Annotated in this window: 13 protein-coding genes, 4 other RNA genes and 4 pseudogenes; 10 read left to right on the top strand and 11 right to left on the bottom strand. The window is 65.4% G+C overall.

Features of this window, described 5'->3' with window-relative positions; all coding sequences use genetic code 11:
• Window positions 1–23: 23 nt before the first annotated feature.
• From WJW29_RS09295 to WJW29_RS09285, 3 genes and pseudogenes are all read left to right on the top strand, one after another.
• Window positions 24–908 (top strand): methylenetetrahydrofolate reductase, encoded by an 885-nt coding sequence (locus WJW29_RS09295; RefSeq protein WP_011409675.1) that lies wholly within the window; start codon window positions 24–26, stop codon window positions 906–908.
• A gap of 25 nt (window positions 909–933) precedes the next feature.
• Window positions 934–1,565, top strand: a pseudogene (locus tag WJW29_RS09290) (ATP-binding protein); the annotation flags it as partial.
• Between the two features lie 32 nt (window positions 1,566–1,597).
• On the top strand, window positions 1,598–2,305 hold the full coding sequence (locus tag WJW29_RS09285) for a response regulator (protein WP_011409677.1): 708 nt from the start codon (window positions 1,598–1,600) through the stop codon (window positions 2,303–2,305).
• Between the two features lie 78 nt (window positions 2,306–2,383).
• Here the strand turns inward: WJW29_RS09285 and purU are convergent, their stop codons facing one another.
• From purU to WJW29_RS09270, 3 genes are all read right to left on the bottom strand, one after another.
• Complete coding sequence (gene purU, locus WJW29_RS09280) at window positions 2,384–3,235, bottom strand: formyltetrahydrofolate deformylase (RefSeq protein ID WP_011409678.1); 852 nt, start codon at window positions 3,233–3,235, stop codon at window positions 2,384–2,386.
• A 179-nt stretch (window positions 3,236–3,414) separates the two neighbouring features.
• Window positions 3,415–3,846, bottom strand: a complete 432-nt coding sequence (locus WJW29_RS09275) for an XVIPCD domain-containing protein (protein WP_042465793.1) — start codon at window positions 3,844–3,846, stop codon at window positions 3,415–3,417.
• A 195-nt stretch (window positions 3,847–4,041) separates the two neighbouring features.
• A non-coding RNA gene (locus tag WJW29_RS09270) (sX9 sRNA) lies at window positions 4,042–4,115 on the bottom strand.
• Here WJW29_RS09270 and WJW29_RS09265 point away from each other — a divergent pair.
• A non-coding RNA gene (locus WJW29_RS09265) (sX9 sRNA) lies at window positions 4,099–4,174 on the top strand. The two genes, WJW29_RS09270 and WJW29_RS09265, sit on opposite strands and share 17 nt — an antisense overlap.
• 23 nt (window positions 4,175–4,197) lie before the next feature.
• Here WJW29_RS09265 and WJW29_RS09260 read toward each other — a convergent pair.
• From WJW29_RS09260 to WJW29_RS09250, 3 genes are read right to left on the bottom strand one after another with little or no spacing between them, the layout of a single operon-like run.
• Window positions 4,198–5,076 (bottom strand): NAD(P)-dependent oxidoreductase, encoded by an 879-nt coding sequence (locus WJW29_RS09260; RefSeq protein ID WP_011260646.1) that lies wholly within the window; start codon window positions 5,074–5,076, stop codon window positions 4,198–4,200.
• Window positions 5,077–5,113: 37 nt separating this feature from the next.
• Window positions 5,114–6,232 (bottom strand): NADH:flavin oxidoreductase/NADH oxidase, encoded by a 1,119-nt coding sequence (locus tag WJW29_RS09255; RefSeq protein ID WP_011260647.1) that lies wholly within the window; start codon window positions 6,230–6,232, stop codon window positions 5,114–5,116.
• A 58-nt stretch (window positions 6,233–6,290) separates the two neighbouring features.
• Window positions 6,291–7,172: an NAD-dependent protein deacetylase gene (locus tag WJW29_RS09250; RefSeq protein ID WP_011260648.1), complete on the bottom strand. Its 882-nt coding sequence runs from the start codon at window positions 7,170–7,172 to the stop codon at window positions 6,291–6,293.
• Window positions 7,173–7,627: 455 nt separating this feature from the next.
• Here WJW29_RS09250 and WJW29_RS09245 point away from each other — a divergent pair.
• Window positions 7,628–8,001 (top strand): annotated as a pseudogene (locus WJW29_RS09245) (MerR family transcriptional regulator); the annotation flags it as partial.
• Window positions 8,002–8,065: 64 nt separating this feature from the next.
• Here WJW29_RS09245 and WJW29_RS09240 read toward each other — a convergent pair.
• Window positions 8,066–9,352 carry an MFS transporter gene (locus WJW29_RS09240; protein ID WP_041182322.1) on the bottom strand — a complete coding sequence of 429 codons (1,287 nt, stop codon included), beginning with the start codon at window positions 9,350–9,352 and terminating at the stop codon, window positions 8,066–8,068.
• Between the two features lie 96 nt (window positions 9,353–9,448).
• On the opposite strand from WJW29_RS09240, the gene WJW29_RS09235 reads away from it, so the two are divergent.
• The 3 genes and pseudogenes from WJW29_RS09235 (at window position 9,449) to WJW29_RS09225 (ending at window position 11,211) form a co-directional block, all read left to right on the top strand.
• On the top strand, window positions 9,449–10,336 hold the full coding sequence (locus tag WJW29_RS09235; protein WP_011260651.1) for a LysR family transcriptional regulator: 888 nt from the start codon (window positions 9,449–9,451) through the stop codon (window positions 10,334–10,336).
• 479 nt (window positions 10,337–10,815) lie between these two features.
• Window positions 10,816–11,069, top strand: a pseudogene (locus tag WJW29_RS09230) (hypothetical protein); the annotation flags it as partial.
• 66 nt (window positions 11,070–11,135) lie between these two features.
• Window positions 11,136–11,211: non-coding RNA, sX9 sRNA (locus WJW29_RS09225), on the top strand.
• Here the strand turns inward: WJW29_RS09225 and WJW29_RS09220 are convergent.
• A complete protein-coding gene (locus tag WJW29_RS09220) occupies window positions 11,206–12,018 on the bottom strand; it encodes a TatD family hydrolase (RefSeq protein ID WP_011409682.1) in 813 nt (270 codons plus the stop codon). The two genes, WJW29_RS09225 and WJW29_RS09220, sit on opposite strands and share 6 nt — an antisense overlap.
• A 421-nt stretch (window positions 12,019–12,439) precedes the next feature.
• Between WJW29_RS09220 and gvpU the strand changes: the two genes are divergently transcribed.
• Both gvpU and WJW29_RS09210 read left to right on the top strand, forming a co-directional pair.
• The gene (gene gvpU / locus WJW29_RS09215; protein WP_012443823.1) at window positions 12,440–12,898 is read left to right on the top strand and encodes a gas vesicle accessory protein GvpU; all 459 of its coding nucleotides are present in this window, start codon (window positions 12,440–12,442) and stop codon (window positions 12,896–12,898) included.
• Between the two features lie 59 nt (window positions 12,899–12,957).
• Window positions 12,958–13,036: non-coding RNA, sX9 sRNA (locus WJW29_RS09210), on the top strand.
• Window positions 13,037–13,076: 40 nt separating this feature from the next.
• Here WJW29_RS09210 and WJW29_RS09205 read toward each other — a convergent pair.
• The 3 genes and pseudogenes from WJW29_RS09205 to WJW29_RS09195 all read right to left on the bottom strand — a co-directional run.
• Window positions 13,077–15,584 (bottom strand): prolyl oligopeptidase family serine peptidase, encoded by a 2,508-nt coding sequence (locus tag WJW29_RS09205; RefSeq protein WP_011260655.1) that lies wholly within the window; start codon window positions 15,582–15,584, stop codon window positions 13,077–13,079.
• A gap of 111 nt (window positions 15,585–15,695) precedes the next feature.
• Window positions 15,696–16,016 (bottom strand): annotated as a pseudogene (locus tag WJW29_RS09200) (alpha/beta fold hydrolase); the annotation flags it as partial.
• A 70-nt stretch (window positions 16,017–16,086) separates the two neighbouring features.
• Window positions 16,087–16,434 (bottom strand): transposase (locus tag WJW29_RS09195; protein ID WP_146773314.1); only part of this gene is annotated, 348 nt, incomplete at its 5' end.

Raw genomic sequence — 16,434 nt, 5'->3', positions numbered from 1 at the left:
CAAGACCCGTGATTTCCATCGACATGCCCAGCCACACTCGTGCCATCACCGATGCTTATTCGCTGGAGGTCAGCGTCAAGGACATCGGTGCGCTGACCAAAGCGGCGCCGCGGCTCCTGCCTGGCTCCAGCATGTTCATTCCCTACCTGCCAGGCCAACACGACGCTGCGCGGCTGGCCGCAGCACAACTGGTGCGCAGCCTCGGCTTCGAACCCATGCCACATCTTTCCGCGCGTCGTATCGGCGCGCCTGAGGAACTGCAGGCATTCGTCGCGCGCCTGGTCGATGAGGCTGGCGTCACACGCTGCTTCGTGATCGCAGGAGATCCGTCCACTCCGAAGGGACCGTTTGCCGACAGCTTGTCGCTGATCGAGACGGGCGTGTTTGAACGCTCAGGCATTCGTACCATCGGCGTAGCGGGCCACCCGGAGGGACATCCGATCATGCGCACGGCAGAGCAATGGGACGTCCTGGAACGCAAGTGCCGCCGCATCCAAGAGCGCGGTATGGCGCCCCTGATCGTGACGCAGTTCGGGTTCGACGCGGACATGGTGGTGACATGGGTGGAAGCGCTGCGCGCGCGTGGCATCCCCCATCCGGTGCGTGTGGGCGTGCCTGGGCCTGCCAGTGTCGCCGTACTCGCACGCTATGCGGCAAGCTGCGGTGTCGGCGCCTGCGCGTCGGTGCTATCGAACTATGGCATCTCGATTGGCAAGTTATTCGGCAACGCAGGGCCGGATCGCTTTGTTGATCGCCTCGCCAGCCGCCTGACGGACGCGCATGGAGATATCCGCCTGCACGTCTTTCCGTTCGGCGGTATCGGCCAGTCTGTGGCGTGGATGGCGCAGTATCGCTCGCGTGCTTCGTCGCAAGATCGCATGAGTTCCGTGCACGCGGATCAGGCCTGACAGCAAACCTGTCCGTGTGCCAACGCTGGAGCACAACGAACGCGCACTGGGCGCGTTTATGGCAGACATCTCGCACGCGCTGCGCACACCGCTGGCGGTGCTGCGCGCCGAACTGGAAGCGCTGCAGGACAGCGTCGGGCCGATGACACCTAACTCACTGGGGTCGCTGCACCAGCAGGTCGGCCAACTGATCGAAGACCTGTACGACGTGTCGCTGACCGACGTCGGCGCACACCGGTCGATCTGGCGGTGATCCTGCGCACCATGCTGGACGGCATGCGTGCGCGCTTTGTCAGCGCGCAGCTGCAGGTGCAGGCGCAGATCGAGGCCGGCCCGCTGCAGGTGGATGGCGATGAACGCCGCCTGCAGCAGCTGCTCGGCAACCTGCTGGAAAACACGCTGCGCTACACCGACGCCGGCGGCACCGAACAGCTGCGCTGCGTCCGCCGCGGCGCGCTGCTGGAATGGGTGGTCGAAGACAGCGCGCCAGGCGTGGAGGCGGACAAGCACGCGCGCCTGTTGGAACGCTTCCACCGCACCGAGGCCTCGCGCAATCGCGCCAGCGGCGGCAGCGGTCTGGGCCTGGCGATCTGCCGCAACATCGCCGAGGCGCATGGCGGTGCGATCAACGCGCAGGCCTGCGCACTGGGCGGTTGACGCATGGTGCTGCGCCTGCCGGCGCTGACGGCATGAGCAGCCTGCCCCCGATCGGGCACGTGCTGATCGTCGAGGACGAACCGCGCCTGGCCGCGGTGGTGGGCGCGTACCTGCACGCGGGCGGCCATTCGCACGACTGGATCGCCGATGGCGCGCAGGCGCTGGGCGCGTTCCGCGCGAAGAAGCCGGATCTGGTGCTGCTGGACCTGATGCTGCCCAACCGCGACGGTCTGGAAATCTGCCGCGACCTGCGCAAGGAAAGCGCGGTGCCGGTCATCATGGTCACCGCGCGTGTGGAAGAGATCGACCGCCTGCGGGGTGTGGAGATCGGCGCCGACGATTACATCTGCAAGCCATTCAGCCCGCGCGAAGTGGCGGCGCGCGTCCAGGCGGTGTTGCCCCGCCATCGCCACGATCCCTACGGCGCACCGGCACCGGGCCTGCATATCGACGAGGACGCCTGTCGCGCCAGCGTGGACGGCCGCGCCCTGGACCTGACCCAGGTTGCGTTCCGCCTGCTGCGCACCCTCGCCGCCGCCCCGGGGCGTGTGTGCTCGCGCGAGCACCGGATGGGCCGGCTCTCCGCCGACCACCGCAGCGTCACCGACCGCACTGTCGACAGCCACGTCAAGAACCTGCGCCGCAAGCTCGCCGACGGCGAGGACTGGGTCCGCTCGGTGTCTGGCGCGGGGTATCGCGTTGAGCCGTCATTCGGGATTCGGGATTGGAGATTCGTATGAGCCGCAGCCCCACGACTGCAACGGTAGTCGGTCAAGCCGCTTGTACCAATCCCGGACCCCGAATGCCCAATCCCCGCCTCAACGAAACACCACCGTGCGATGTCCGTTGAGCACGATGCGATGTTCGACGTGGCAGCGCACCGCACGCGCCAGCACCTGCGATTCGGTGTCGCTGCCCACGCGGACCAGGTCGCGCGGGGTCATGGCGTGGTCCACACGGGCGACGTCTTGCTCGATGATCGGGCCTTCGTCCAGATCTTCGGTGACGTAATGCGCGGTGGCGCCAATGATCTTGACCCCGCGTGCGTGCGCCTGGTGATACGGCTGCGCGCCCTTGAAACTGGGCAGGAAGCTGTGATGAATATTGATCGCGCGCCCGGCCAGTGCACGGCACACGTGCGGCGACAGGATCTGCATGTAACGCGCCAGCACCACCAGATCGGTCTGCAGCTCGTCGACCAACGTGAGCAACTGCGCTTCCTGTGCGGCGCGCGTGGCGGCGCTCACCGGTAGATGGTGGAAGGCGATGCCGTACGACGCCGCCAACGCGGCGAAGTCGGTGTGGTTGGAGACCACCGCGGCAATCTCCACCGGCAGCTGGCGGCTGTGCATGCGGAACAGCAGATCGTTGAGGCAATGCCCCTGCTTGCTCACCAACACCAGCAGGCGCGCGCGACGACGGGCGTCGTGCAGTTGCCAGTCCATCTGGAATTCATCGGCCAGCGCCGCGAAGCGCTGTTGGAGGGCGGCAATGTCGGTCTTTGCCGGCTTGTGGAAATGCACGCGCAGAAAGAACCGGCCGCTTTCGTCGTCGCCAAATTGCTGTGCGTCGAGAATGTTGCAGGCCAGATCGAACAGCAGCCCGGTCACGCGATAGACGATACCGGTGCGGTCGGGACATGACAGGGTGAGGATGTAGTCGGAGCGCATCGGCGCAATGATAGCCAATGCGTGACATCACCGACGCAGTGCTTGCATCGGTAACTTTTTGGCGCGAACGGACACCAACGCCTGGTATGCAACGCGACAGCGTTCGACCTGAGTTTCGTTGCCGCCTGACTTCCGTGCTGCACGAGGTACTCTTCGCTCAGACGTGGTGCCGTAGTCGATCACGCAGCGCAACCGCATGCGCGATTCCGTACACCTACGCAGCGCGGCGGCAAACGCAGCATCAGCCGCCGGTTGATCTCATCCAGCTGCGCAAGCGACGCATCCACCGATGTCTCCATGGCTTCCTGCGTGGTGATGTGCGCACGCAGATGCGCAGGGTCGGACAGCTCGCCACGCACCAAAAACACATGCTCGCCGACTTCACCCAGCTGGCGGCTGAGCACCACATGATCCACCTGATCGACGCCATGCTGCGTGGCCAGCGGCAGCTCACGCGCAGCCATGCGCTCGCTCGCCTCGTCGAAGGGCTTGCCCAACTCGGCATCCAGCACGCTCACCGCTTCGCGGATCTGTGCGAACAGAGAATGGTCCGGGTGCTCGGGATGGTCCGGGCCTACCGGACCTTGGGCGATGGCCGGAGCGTCGGTCATCGTGAACCACCGGCGCAAGCCAGTGCGCGCGGTGCGTGCGGTCGGACCGAGCGTGATATGCAGGTGTCGCATCGCATCCTCCCTGGAGCGGCGGCTGTCGTGAACCGGCATTTTAGAAAGTCTGCTGCATGTTCAGGTGAGCAAGCGGTGGGCCGCCGTGCTTTGAAGCGAAGTGCCTTGCGCAGGGCTGAGGGCGACCAACACAACGTAGCGAGCAGCTGTCAGATGGGCGCGGACGGTGCTCGGTGCGACATGTCCCGCTCGTACATTGCGATTTCTCCGCGCCGTCCACACGGACCTGACGACTGCTGGCTACGTTGTGTTAGCCGCTGTAAATCCGCTGTGCGGTGATCAGGCCACCTGCCCTGCCCGCCGCGCCGAGACTTCCGCCAGTACCGCCCAGTCTGCATGGCCGTCGCCATGCGCGATGGCCTCGTCCAGGCCGGCGCGCAACACTTCGCCCAACGGCATCGGTACCTGTTTGTCGGCGCCGGCCTGGATGGCCAGGTCCACATCCTTGCGACCGAGCGTGGCAGTGAAGCCTGCCGGCAAGTACGCGCGTTGCATGATCAGGCGGCCATAGCCCTGGTAGGCGGGCGCTGCGAACAAGGTGCTGGTCAGCATGCCCAGAAACTGCGTGGTATCCACGCCGTGACCACGTGCCAGTGCGCTGGCTTCGGCCATGGCACCGATGGCGCTGGCCAGGCAGACGTTGGCGGCCAGCTTCGCCGCATTGGCCTGCTCCGGTGCGCGACCGATATGCCAGGTCTTTTGCCCCAATGCATCGAACATCGGCTGCACGCGTGCCACTGCGACGTCATCGCCGCCGGCCAGAATATTGAGCTTGCCGGCCTCGGCCACATCCACGCGCCCAAGCACCGGCGCGGCCACATAGGCCACACCGCGCTCGGCATGCAGCGCGGTCAACGCATGCGCCAGCGCCACCGAAATGGTGGCCATGTTGACGTGCACGCTGCCCGCCGGCAGCGCGTCCAGCACGCCGCGCTCCAACAGGGTCTGGCGCACTGCGTCGTCGTCGGCCAGCATCGAAAACAACAACGGGCCGTGCGCCGCGCCGCACGGTTGCTCCACCACCGTGGCGCCAGCGTCGCGTAGCGGCTGGGCGCGTTCGGGCGAACGGTTCCAAACGCTCAGTTCGAACCCGCCACGCAGCAGGTTGTGCGCCATCGGCAGGCCCATCGTGCCCAAGCCCAGAAATCCTATCGGCATGCGTTGTCCTTGTTCGGTATGACGTCGGGGGTACGGATCAGTTGGCGAACACGCCGCGCGCGTCGCGCGGTTCGCAGCGCAGGTATTGCGGTGCCGGCGTGACCGACGCGCCCAGTGCCGCGGCGGCATGCCACGGCCAGCGTGGGTCGTACAGGATGCCACGCGCCAGCGCGATCGCATCGGCCTGGCCTTCCTGCACAATCGCTTCGGCCTGCGCTGGCTCGGTGATCAAGCCTACGCCGATCACCGGCCTGCTCACCTGCGCGCGAATCTCCTGCGCGAACGGAATCTGATAGCCCGCCTGCAGCGGAATCTGCTGGCGTGGATCGAGCCCGCCGCTGGAGACATGGATGTAGTGCGCACCGCGTGCATCCAGCGCCTGCGACAAGGCGATGCTCTGCTGCACATCCCACCCGCCTTCGACCCAGTCGGTGGCCGAGATGCGCACGCCAATGGCGATTTTTTCGGAGACTGCCGCACGCACCGCATCGAAGATGCGCAGCGTCAACCGCATGCGATTTTCCAGCGACCCGCCATACGCATCGCTGCGCTGGTTGCTCAAGGGCGACAGGAATTGATGCATCAAATAGCCATGCGCGGCATGCAATTCGATCAACTCCAGGCCCAGGCGCTCGGCACGTTGTGCCGATGCGACGAAGGCGTCAACCACAGCATCGATCCCCGCCTGATCCAGCGCCTGTGGCGCCGGCTGCCCTGCGCGAAACGGCATCGCCGATGCGGACACGGTCTGCCAGCCATGCGCATGATCGGGTGCGATGGCCTCGCTGCCTTTCCACGGCAGATCGGTCGACGCCTTGCGGCCGGCATGCGCCAGCTGGATGCCAATCGGCATCGGCGACCAGCGTCGTACCGATTGCAGTACCTCGGCCAGGGCCTGCTCGGTCGCATCGTCGTACAAACCAAGATCGGCGTAACTGATGCGCCCTTCCGGCACCACCGCAGCCGCTTCGAGAATCAGCAATCCGGCGCCGGATTGCGACAACGTGCCCAGGTGGATGCGATGCCAATCGGTGGCGCAGCCGTCCTGTGCCGAGTACTGGCACATCGGCGCAATGACAATCCGGTTGGCGAGCGCGAGCGGACCGAAGGTGATGGGAGAGAACAACTGGCTCAAAGCGGCATCCACAGCTGACATGGGTGCCTATTGCACTGCGCTGCGCGCGCCGGCACAACCGCTGCGATGGATCGCTGCGTCATGCAGAACGCGCACTGGCGTCATTGACGCGACGTGCACGCAGCAGGTCCGTCGACCCGTGCAGGAACGCCAGCGCCTGCGCGCACGACTGCTCCACCTTCAACGTCAGCAGTTCGTCCGCACGCGTGTGCCCGACGTTGAGCGCGGCAATCGGCAAGCCATTGCGCGCGGCGGTCTGCACGAACCGGAAGCCGGAATACACCATCAGCGACGACCCCACCACCAGCACCGCATCGGCCGCCTGCAGGTGCGCGAATGCGCGCTCCACCCGCTCGCGCGGCACGTTCTCGCCGAAAAACACCACGTCCGGCTTGAGCACGCCACCGCACACCGGGCACGGCGGCACCACGAAATGCTCGAAGGCCACATCGTCCAGATCGGCATCGCCATCGGGCGCTTGCGCGGCCTCACGCGCTGCCCAGCCCGGATTGGCCTGCTCGAGCAACAGTTGAAATTCGGTACGTGGCATGCGGCGTTCGCAGCCCATGCAGCGCACCACATCCAGCCGCCCATGCAGATCGATCACCGCCTGGCTGCCGGCGGCCTGATGCAGGCGATCCACGTTCTGGGTGAGCAGCACTTCCAACTGGCCGCGCGCTTCCAGCGCAGCGAGCGCGTGATGGGTGGCGTTGGGTTGCGCCAGGCCGAACCGCGGCCAACCGACCAGGCTGCGCGCCCAATAGCGCTGCCGCGTGGACAGCTCGCCCATAAAGGCCTGAAACGTCACCGGCTGCGGACGCTTCCAGCCGCCTTGCAGATCCCGATAATCGGGAATGCCCGAATCGGTGCTGCAACCGGCACCGGTGAGCACGAACAGGCGCTGATGGCGCTCGATGAAGTCCTGCAGCGCGTGGTCGTCGTGGGCGGGGACAGCAGTCATCTGGCAATTCCGGAAACGATGGGAGCACTGTGCACCGGCAGCGCGTCGTTCGCCCGCTACGACGCAACGTCGGCGGCCGGATCGGCGCGCGCGCAATAGCACAGCATCACACCGCCGTCGGCGGAGTGACGATGCGCACGTGACGCGCAACGCATCGCACTGGATGCAAGCCTGGAGACGGTACAGCATCACACCAGGGCCGCGCAGCTGATCGCAATCCGCCCGGGCTGCCGGCCGGGGAGTTGCCGACAGCGTTCAATGTGCGGCGCGTCTCTGCTCGACAAACTGCAGCAGATCCTCACAGCAGCAGGCAAACCAGCAGATAGCGCACCGGCAGCATGCGGATGGCAGAAGAACGGACCGACATCCGGTGAGCTCCAGACCAGAAGCGCCGCCATCCTCCGGCCTCACACCAGGGTGAGGGTCAAGCCTTGCGTGCAACGTATGCTTGCCGCATGGCCGCGTCTTCCAAACCCTTGCTGAGGATTGGCGCGCTGACGCTGCAGACCGGCGCCGGCGTGCGTGCGATTCGTCACTACGATGCGCATGGATGGCTGACGTCCTCGCGCAGCGCCAATGGCTATCGGGTCTTCCCTGCAGCGTGCGTTGCACAGGTGCGGGGCAGATTCAGCGGCTGATCGCCACCGGCTTCAGTCTGGACGACAGTCGCGGTTTCCCCGATTGCATGCGCCTGGTGGAAGGCGCGCAGATGTGCCCGGAAACCGCACACACGCATCGCGCGCGCCTGCAATTGATCGAGCGTCAGCTGGCCGACCTGGAGCGGCGGCGTGCGCGTCTGTTGGCAACCTTGGCACAAGGTGCGGCGGCTGCCACGTCTTATGCATCGCAAACCACCCGCAAGCGGGCACGCCAGAAGCGTCGGTCGATCTGCCTCACTCGCCCCGCACAGGATGTGGCGCAAAGCGCCCGTAGGGACGCGCGTCGTCGGCGCGTTGGCGCAGGATGTAGGCCGCCGCAAAAGCGATCGCCAACAGCGTCAGCCACATACCGACCAACGCGCCCCAGCCACCGTGCTGCCAGAACCAGCCGCCGAGCGCGCCGATCGTGCTGGCGCCGGCGTAGTAGGCCAGCAGATACAGCGACGCGGCATGGCTGCGATGCGCGCCACCGAGCCGGCTGACCCACGCGCTGGCCGCCGAATGCGCGATGAAAAACCCGATCGTCAGCAGCACGATGCCAGCCACCACCACCGCCAACACACGCGCCAGGGTCAGCGTCACGCCGAGCACGCACAACACGATGCCGGCGGTGACCACCGGCCCGCGCCCGAACCGGTCCGACGCTGCACCGGCCACCGACGAGCTGACGATACCGAACACATAGGCGCTGAAGATCATGCCGATCTGGCTCTGGCTCAAGCCGAATTCCGGCCCACCCAGGCGGAAGCCGGCGTAGTTGTACAGGCACACGAATACACCCATCAACAGGAACGGCAGCGCGAACAGAAACGGCAGATTGCGGTCGCGCAGATGCCCGGCCCAGGCGCTCAGATGGAAGCGCAGGTTGATGCCGTGCCGGCGCACGAAGTTGCGCGACGGCGGCAGCAACCAGAAGAACGCCAGCGCACACAGCAGATCGAACCCGCTCAACACCGCCAATGCGGTGCGCCAATCGGTGTGGTCGGTCAGCACGCTCATCACGATGCGCCCGCTCATGCCGCCGAAGGCATTCCCGGCCACGTACAGGCCGGTGGCCGCACCCATCTTGTTGGCCGGCAATTCTTCCCCCAGGTACACCATCGCCACCGCCGGCACCCCGCCCAGCGCGATGCCGGACAAGGTGCGTATCACGACCAAGGCGCCCCAGTGCGGCAGGAATGCCGCGATCAGGTTGAGCACCGCCGCGATGGCGATGGACGCGAACATCAGCCCACGCCGACCGAGGTTTTCCGACACTGCGCCAGCGCAAAAGATCGCCAGGGCCAGTGCACCGGTGGCCAGCGACAACGGCAGCGAGGCGGTCGCTGCGTCCACCTGGAAGGCGCGCGCGAATTCGGGCAGCACCGGCTGCACGCTGTACAGCAGCGAGAAGGTGGCAAAGCCGGCCAGGAACAGTGCCAGGCGGATGCGCAGCGCTGCGAGTGCGTCGGCGCCGGCGCCGGCGACGGTACTGGGGGATGGGTGGAGCAGCGGACCCGGACGGCGATCGGAGGAAGGCACAAGCGCGCACTTGAGACGTAGGATGGCGAGTATTCGCCCGCCGCCACCCCCTGTCCAATATATGATTCCGGCAGTTGTCATATCTGGAAAAGATGGATGGAACTGCGCCACCTGCGTTACTTCCTGGCGGTCGCCGAAGAAGGCAACTTCACCCGTGCTGCCGCGCGGGTGGGCATCGGCCAGCCGCCGCTGAGCCAGCAGATCCAGACGCTGGAACGCGAGCTGGGCACGCCGTTGTTTCGGCGCACCCACAGCGGGGCCGAGCTCACCCTGGCCGGCGAGGCATTCCTGGGTGAAGTGCGCCGCGTGCTCGCCGATGTGGAACGCGCTGCCGAAACCGCACGCCGGGTGGCGCGTGGCGAATCCGGGCGGTTGCGCCTGGGCTTCACCGCCTCGGCCGCCTTCAGCCCGGTGGTGCCGCGGTTGATTCGCGATTTCCGCCGCACGTGGCCGCAAGTCGAATTGCTGCTGGACGAGACCAATACCGCCAGCCTGCTGGTGGGGTTGGCCGAAGGCAGGCTGGATGCGGCGTTCGTGCGCTACGGTCTGAGCACGCCAGCGGATCTGCAGTTGCTGCGCTTTACCGACGAGCCGATGAAGATCGCCGTCCCCGCCGCGCACCCCCTGGCCACGCGCAACAGCGCCCCGTTGGCGGCACTGGCCGGCGAGCCTTTCATCCTGTTTCCGCGCAGCTTCGGCTCCAGCCTGTACGACGAAATCCTGGCCGCCTGCCGCGAATCCGGCGTGACCCTGCGCATCACCCAGGAAGCGCCGCAGATGTCGTCGATCATCAATCTGGTGGCCGCCGAACTGGGCGTCTCGGTGGTGCCTGCCTCCACTGCACAGCTGCAGCGCCCCGGCGTGCGCTATCTGGATATCGAAGGCCATATGCCGCTGGCGCGCCTGGCCCTGGCCGTCGCGCCGGCTGCATTGGAGACCACACCATTGGTGCGGCATTTATGGGCGTTGGCGGAGTTGATCTGAGCGTGCTTGGCGGTAGCGGACGAACGCTCAGTGGCGCTTGCTTCCGCTTCGCGCAATGGCGTCATCGCAGCGGTTTGGCACATGGCTGGGTCATTTCGTGCATGCGCATGCTGCTGCACCGGGCAAGGTCAGCGAATCGAGGTCAGTGCAACGCTGCCAAGCGGATGTCGTAACCTGGGATCGGCGTCGGTCACGTGACTGCTTGGGCTACCGGAACGACTGTGCAGGCATCAGGTGGGTGCGGCCGGTACTCGAAATCGGCATCACACGCGTAGAGTGCGGCTCCTGGTCGCCGGGTGCGTCCACCTCACGACCGCTCGCTACGGTTGTCTAGCCGCTCTTACGCGCATGCTGCGGTTCTCTGCGCTGTTCGCCTAGCCTGATGATGGCGCGCTATTTTCAAAAATACGTGCAACATCGGCTTGACCTCAACCGCGATTGAGGTCGTTCAATGCCGGCTTTCCACCAATTTTATTGCCATGCATCTCCGTCATCTGCTGCTGCCCTGCCTAGACCCTGGCCTGACGCTACGTTTCTACCGCGATGTGTTGGCGTTGCCCGTGCATGGCAACGCCGTCCGCATCGGCTGGTCCACGCTGGAATGCGTGCAGGCGCAGCGTCCGGTGGGCAGCGTGCTCTGGCCTTCAACGTGGCACCGTCGCGCTTGCAGGCGGCTGCGCAGTGGATCGGCGCACGCGCCACCCTGCTGAGCGATGCACAAGGCCGCCAACACGTCTGGAACGGCTGGCACGACGATGACACCCACTGCCAGTCGGACGTGGCCGGTGCTCGGTGCGGCATGTAGCACGCGAGCGCTGCAATCCCTGCGTGCCGGCCGCACCCACCTGACGACTGCTCGCTACATTTTGTCAGCTGCCCTTCGCGCCGGCAGGCTCCGGCAAGCGGAAGAAGGCACGTGCCGCTGCCGTGCTGTTGGCAGCGGTCACGGCCACATCTTCGCCACGATCGCGTGCCAGTTCTTCCACGATATGCGACAGGAACATCGGCTCGTTGCGGCGGTCCTTGGGCATCGGCTTGAGCGTGCGCGGCAGCAGGTACGGCGCATCGGTCTCGATCATCAAGCGGTTGGCCGGAATGTTGCGCACCAGCTCGCGCAGATGCGCGCCGCGGCGTTCGTCGCAGAGCCAGCCGGTGATGCCGATGTAGTAATCGCGGTCCAGATACGCAAACAGTTCCTCGCGCGTGCCGGTGAAGCAATGCACCACCGCGGCACCCAGGCGGCCTTCGAAGCTGCGCATGATGGCGAGGAAATCTTCATGCGCGTCGCGCTGGTGCAGGAACAGCGGCTTGCCGTTATCGGCAGCCAACTGCAGCTGGCGTTCGAACGCCTTGTGCTGCGCCGGGCGCGGCGCGAAATCGCGGAAGTAATCCAGCCCGCACTCACCCACGGCCACCACCTGCGAATGCGCCTGCAGCGTCCGCATTTCCGCTTCGCATTCGGCGGTGCATTCCACCGCATGGTGCGGGTGCACACCGGCGGTGGCGTACAGGAATCCGGGGTGTTGCTGCGCCAGTTGCAAGGCCAGTGGCGAATGCTCGCGGCTAGCGCCGGTGATCACCAGCTGCCCCACGCCGGCATCGCGTGCGCGCTGCAGCACCGCATCGCGATCACGGTCGAACGAGTCGTGGGTGAGGTTGGCGCCGATATCGATCAATTGCATGTTGCGTGTGTCGTGTGGGAGTGAGCCGGGTAAGTGTAACGAGCGTGGCGGTTTGCATGCCTGCTTGGGTCGGGTGGCTCGGGTGGCTCGCGCCGTCCCCTCACCCCACCCCCGCTCCGCGGCGCAGGCGCTCCAGGGCACGCGCGCCAGTGCCGCGCAAGCCGTGCCGCCTCGCTCCGTAGTGAGAGGGGCTACCATTTCCTTCTCCCGCCGGGAAAAGGTGGCGCATAGCGCCGCACCATGGCCCGCGCATCAGATGAAAGCGTCCATATGTCGCAAGACGGCCGTACATGAGGACACTTAGCGAACCCAACCGCGGCAACTTCGGCGATCGGTGTGCGATGCTTAGGCACGCCAATGGCGATCCATCCACATGTGCGTTGCGTCTAACGCGTCGTCGAATCTACTCAGGGAGTGCAACATGACAGACCAAGATCAAAATCAACCGTCGCTGGAAGACGTCAAGCTGGCGTTCGATGGGCAGAGCGTGGATTGGTATCTGCAGAAGTTGGTCGGCATTGCCAACACGTCGAACGTGCAGTTTGGCGTCACGCTATTTCTCGAAGGCATCGTCATTTCCGGCCAGTTGGTCAGCGGCAAGCGGTATTTCGAAGCATTCGCGCAGGAGTTCTCTGCTGCCTATCCCGGCCCGGCCGATGAAAAAGAAGAGATCCGTCGCGCGTTCGCCAGCCACGCCAGCATCTACGACTTCGAAGACGATGCGCAGCAGGGCAGCACGCCGCCGCAGTTCATCCACCTGATCGAATCGCGTTGCTTCTCGCCCGGCGGCCAGCCACTGCCCAGCAACCGCGGTGTGCTGTGGCGCGGCAAGGTAAATGCGGTGTCTGGCTTCACCCTTGGGTCGCTGTCGGCAGACTAAGAGCAGCTGAAAAATGACTGCGCAGCCGTCAGGCGGGCGCGGCCGGTGCTCGGAACGGCATGTACCATATGCGTACACTGCGGTTCTGAGCGCGCCGTCCACGCCCACCTGACGAGCGCTCGCGACGTTTTGTTAGCCGCTTTAGCCCGGCAAGTGCCGCCTTGGTGTGCGTTGCGCGTCATCTCACATCGTTGGCGTGCTGCGCGTCGCGCGGCGGTGCGTTTTTGACGTAACGGTCGAACCATTCCAGCATTTCGGCCACCAGGTCTTCATTGGATTCGCGTGCGCTGTACCAGTGCGGTTCGAAGGGCAAGAGCACCAGGCGTGCGGTGCCACCGTTGCCCCGAATGGCCTGAAACAAGCGCGGTGCCTGGGTGGTTTCGGTACCGGGGTTTGCATCGTCCATGCCATGCACGATCAACAACGGTTCGTTGATTTTATCGGCGTGGAAGAATGCCGACGCTTGCGCATAGACGTCCGGCGCTTTCCAGAACGACCGACGTTCGCTCTGGAATCCGAATGGCGTCAAGGTCTTGTTGTAGCTGCCGCTGGTGGCGGCACCGGCGCGAAACAGATCTGTATGCGCCAACAGATTGGCCGTCATCAACGCGCCGTGGCTATGGCCGGTGACGCCGATGCGCTGACGGTCGACCACGCCCAACTCCACGGCCTTGTCCACCGCGGCGGTGGCGTCATCGACCAGTTGCTGCAGGTAGGTGTCGTAGGCGGTCTTGGGGTCGCCCACGATAGGGAAAGCGGCATCGTCGATAATGGCGTAGCCGGCCAATAGCAGCAGCTGGTAGTAATTGAGACGAGTGAAATCGCGCTCGCTGGCGCCGCTGACCTGGCCAGCTTTGGAGGGATCGGCATAGTCGAGCGGGTAGGCGTACAGGATGGCCGGCACGCGCGTGCCTTCCTTGTAGCCGGGCGGTGTGTACAGGGTGAACGACAAGTCCACGCCGTCCTTGCGCTTGTAGCTCACCAAACGCTTCTTGATCTGCCTCACCAGCGGGGTCGGGTCCGCGAAATGCGTCACCGGCGTGGCAGTGGACGCAAAGGCGGCTTCGCCCGCAGCCGGCGCCGGTAGCGGTTCGCCCAAGGTCCGCACATACACGTTAGGCGGGTCGGTCAGCGACTGATGCCAGGTCAGCAGGCGCGACGTCTCGTCGCCTGCAAATCCGAAGAACACCTCGTCCACATGCGCGTCGCTGCGAAACAGCCGCTGGCTCTTGCCGGTGGCAAGCGTGTAGCGATCCAGAAACGGCCGGTCGCCCGCGGGCGAGGCGCCTTGCCCACTCAGGAACAACGCACCTTGCGCCTCGCGCAGCACGGCTTGGCCGTTGGCGAGCACGCGCATTTCGGGCAAGCCGGGATCGGCATACAGATCGTCGGTGGACAGGTCGAACAACACGCGCTCGCCAGCGCCGGGGCGGTCGGCATCCACGAGCGTGGTGCGCCGCCAATGGCGATTCTCGTCGTACTCGTCCAGCAAGGCTTGCCCGCCTTCTGCAAACCACGACAGGCCTGCATACCGCTGCTGCACGCGCGCAAGCGCGCGCGGTTTGGCGGTGAACGGTGCCGCCAGCGTCATCAACGTATCGCGAGCGGGCACGCTGGTTTTCCAGTCGCCGCCGTCCAGCGCCTCGGCCCAGACCAGCGTGGCTGGTTGATTGGCACGCCAGGCGTAGGCGCGTGGACCGGTTGGCACGCCCTGCACCGGCACCCGGTCCGCGACCGGCAGATTGGCAAGCACACGCTCGTTGCCAGTTTCCAGGTCCAACACCGCCACATCGTGGGCAAACCGCGCATAGGTGGTGACGTAGGAATACGGCGGCTTCAACCGTTCTACCAGCACGTGGCGACCATCGGGCGCGCCATCGACGTTGCTGTAGACCGCAGGCGTCCCGAGCTTGCGCTGACTGCCGGTTGCCGCATCTACCGTGAGCAGTTGCGCGGTGGCGTAATAGGTGAACAACGCCTCGTCCTGCGGACTGGACAGCGTATCGCGGGCCTCATAGGTGCTGCTTTCGCCCTTGCCCTGGATGGTTTCCTTGACCTCCGGGCCTGGCGGCACCGCCGCCTTGCGCGGTGCGGGACCCAGATCCTGCGGCACGGTCTTCAACAGCAGGGTGCTGCTGCCGCCCAGCCATTGGATCTCGCCGCCAAGCACAGGATTGAGCTGCACACCGTCGATCTTGCGTACCTGCCCGGTCGCAACGTCTCCCACCCAGAGTTCGACATGGTCGGCCGCCGTATTGTTGAAGGCGAACCGGCGCCCATCCGGCGACCACACCGGCAATGCCGGACAGGCGCCGGCCGGCAAGCTCACGGCCGTCTGCTTGCCGCTGGCGATATCCACCAGGCTGAAGCCCTCCAGGCAGGAACGAATGCCGTATCCGTTGGACATGTCGTGGCGACTATGCGTGCGCGGCTCCACGCGCACGCCGGCCAGCTTGAGATAGGGCTCGGCCACCCGTGCGATCGGCGGATACTGGGTGCGCTGCACCAGCAACAAGGTCCTGCCGGTAGGATCCGGCCGCGGCGATGGATTGAGCGGCGCGCGCATCACGCTCAGCAGCGGCTCTGGCGGCTGCCGGTAACCGCCCTCCGGCGTCCCTGCAAACGCAGGCAACGGCATCAGGATGACGAGCACGAACAACGCTGTCCATCGGTGCGAGGCGATCATCGGCATATCTCGGCGGTTATCCCAGTAGGTTAGCATGCCCGATTGCCCTGCAATCTGCGCCTGCACGCATCCCTGCCGCTGCATCCGCATTGCGGATACAAACTGACCGCGTTATCCCGCTGCTCTGAGCGTACGCGAGAGAACATCACTGATGTAGTCGGCAATCTGCACCGCATGCGTCTCCAGTGCAAAGTGCCCTGTGTCCAGCAGGTGCACTTCGGCCTTTGGCAGATCCCTGCGGTAGGCCTGCGCGCCAGCCGGGATAAAGGCTGGGTCGTGCTGGCCCCACACGGCCAGCAACGGCGGCTGATAAGTCCGAAAATACGCTTGAAATGCGGGGTACGCTGCCACATTGCTGCGGCAATCCAGAATCAGGTCGAGCTGGATCTCTTCGGCACCCGGGCGCGCCATGTACGCGATATCCAACGTGTATCAACGGAACGCGACACTAGGTGGCGCATCGCTCGGCCAGAAGCACCGCCGCGCTCAATTCACCACCTGATTAGCACGCACTTTCAGCGGTGAACATGGTGACATCACGCAGGGCCCGCTCGGACCACGGCTTGCTGGCGGCTGCGGCGGGCAGCAAGCTGGGCACCAGCCGGGTCAGATCGAAACGGCGGTTGAACCGCCACATCGTCTCTGCCAGGTAGCGCTGGGCGTATTTGGCGAATTTGAAGGCGTGATAGGCACCGTCCAGCGAACGCTTTAGGTTGGACAACACCACGTTGACCCAGCGTGCGTTCTCTGCCTCGCAGCGACTTCGACCGCTGCCTTCGATCACCGTGTGCGCGTGCTCGGCTTCCAGTGCTCGAAACGCACCGAGTCCATCACTGTAGACATCTGCTCC

The organism is Xanthomonas sp. JL1, assembly GCF_038405005.1.
Note: the sequence above shows the minus strand (reverse complement) of the source record. Positions and strands in the feature narration are given on the sequence as shown.

Excerpts from the sequence above, each read along its gene's own strand:
- WJW29_RS09295 (WP_011409675.1), top strand. The coding sequence starts at position 24 with ATGCCCAGCCACACTCGTGCCATCACCGATGCTTATTCGCTGGAGGTC.
- WJW29_RS09285 (WP_011409677.1), top strand. The coding sequence starts at position 1,598 with ATGAGCAGCCTGCCCCCGATCGGGCACGTGCTGATCGTCGAGGACGAA.
- purU (WP_011409678.1), bottom strand. The coding sequence starts at position 3,235 with ATGCGCTCCGACTACATCCTCACCCTGTCATGTCCCGACCGCACCGGT.
- WJW29_RS09275 (WP_042465793.1), bottom strand. The coding sequence starts at position 3,846 with ATGACCGACGCTCCGGCCATCGCCCAAGGTCCGGTAGGCCCGGACCAT.
- WJW29_RS09260 (WP_011260646.1), bottom strand. The coding sequence starts at position 5,076 with ATGCCGATAGGATTTCTGGGCTTGGGCACGATGGGCCTGCCGATGGCG.
- WJW29_RS09255 (WP_011260647.1), bottom strand. The coding sequence starts at position 6,232 with ATGTCAGCTGTGGATGCCGCTTTGAGCCAGTTGTTCTCTCCCATCACC.
- WJW29_RS09250 (WP_011260648.1), bottom strand. The coding sequence starts at position 7,172 with ATGACTGCTGTCCCCGCCCACGACGACCACGCGCTGCAGGACTTCATC.
- WJW29_RS09235 (WP_011260651.1), top strand. The coding sequence starts at position 9,449 with ATGGAACTGCGCCACCTGCGTTACTTCCTGGCGGTCGCCGAAGAAGGC.
- WJW29_RS09220 (WP_011409682.1), bottom strand. The coding sequence starts at position 12,018 with ATGCAATTGATCGATATCGGCGCCAACCTCACCCACGACTCGTTCGAC.
- gvpU (WP_012443823.1), top strand. The coding sequence starts at position 12,440 with ATGACAGACCAAGATCAAAATCAACCGTCGCTGGAAGACGTCAAGCTG.
- WJW29_RS09205 (WP_011260655.1), bottom strand. The coding sequence starts at position 15,584 with ATGATCGCCTCGCACCGATGGACAGCGTTGTTCGTGCTCGTCATCCTG.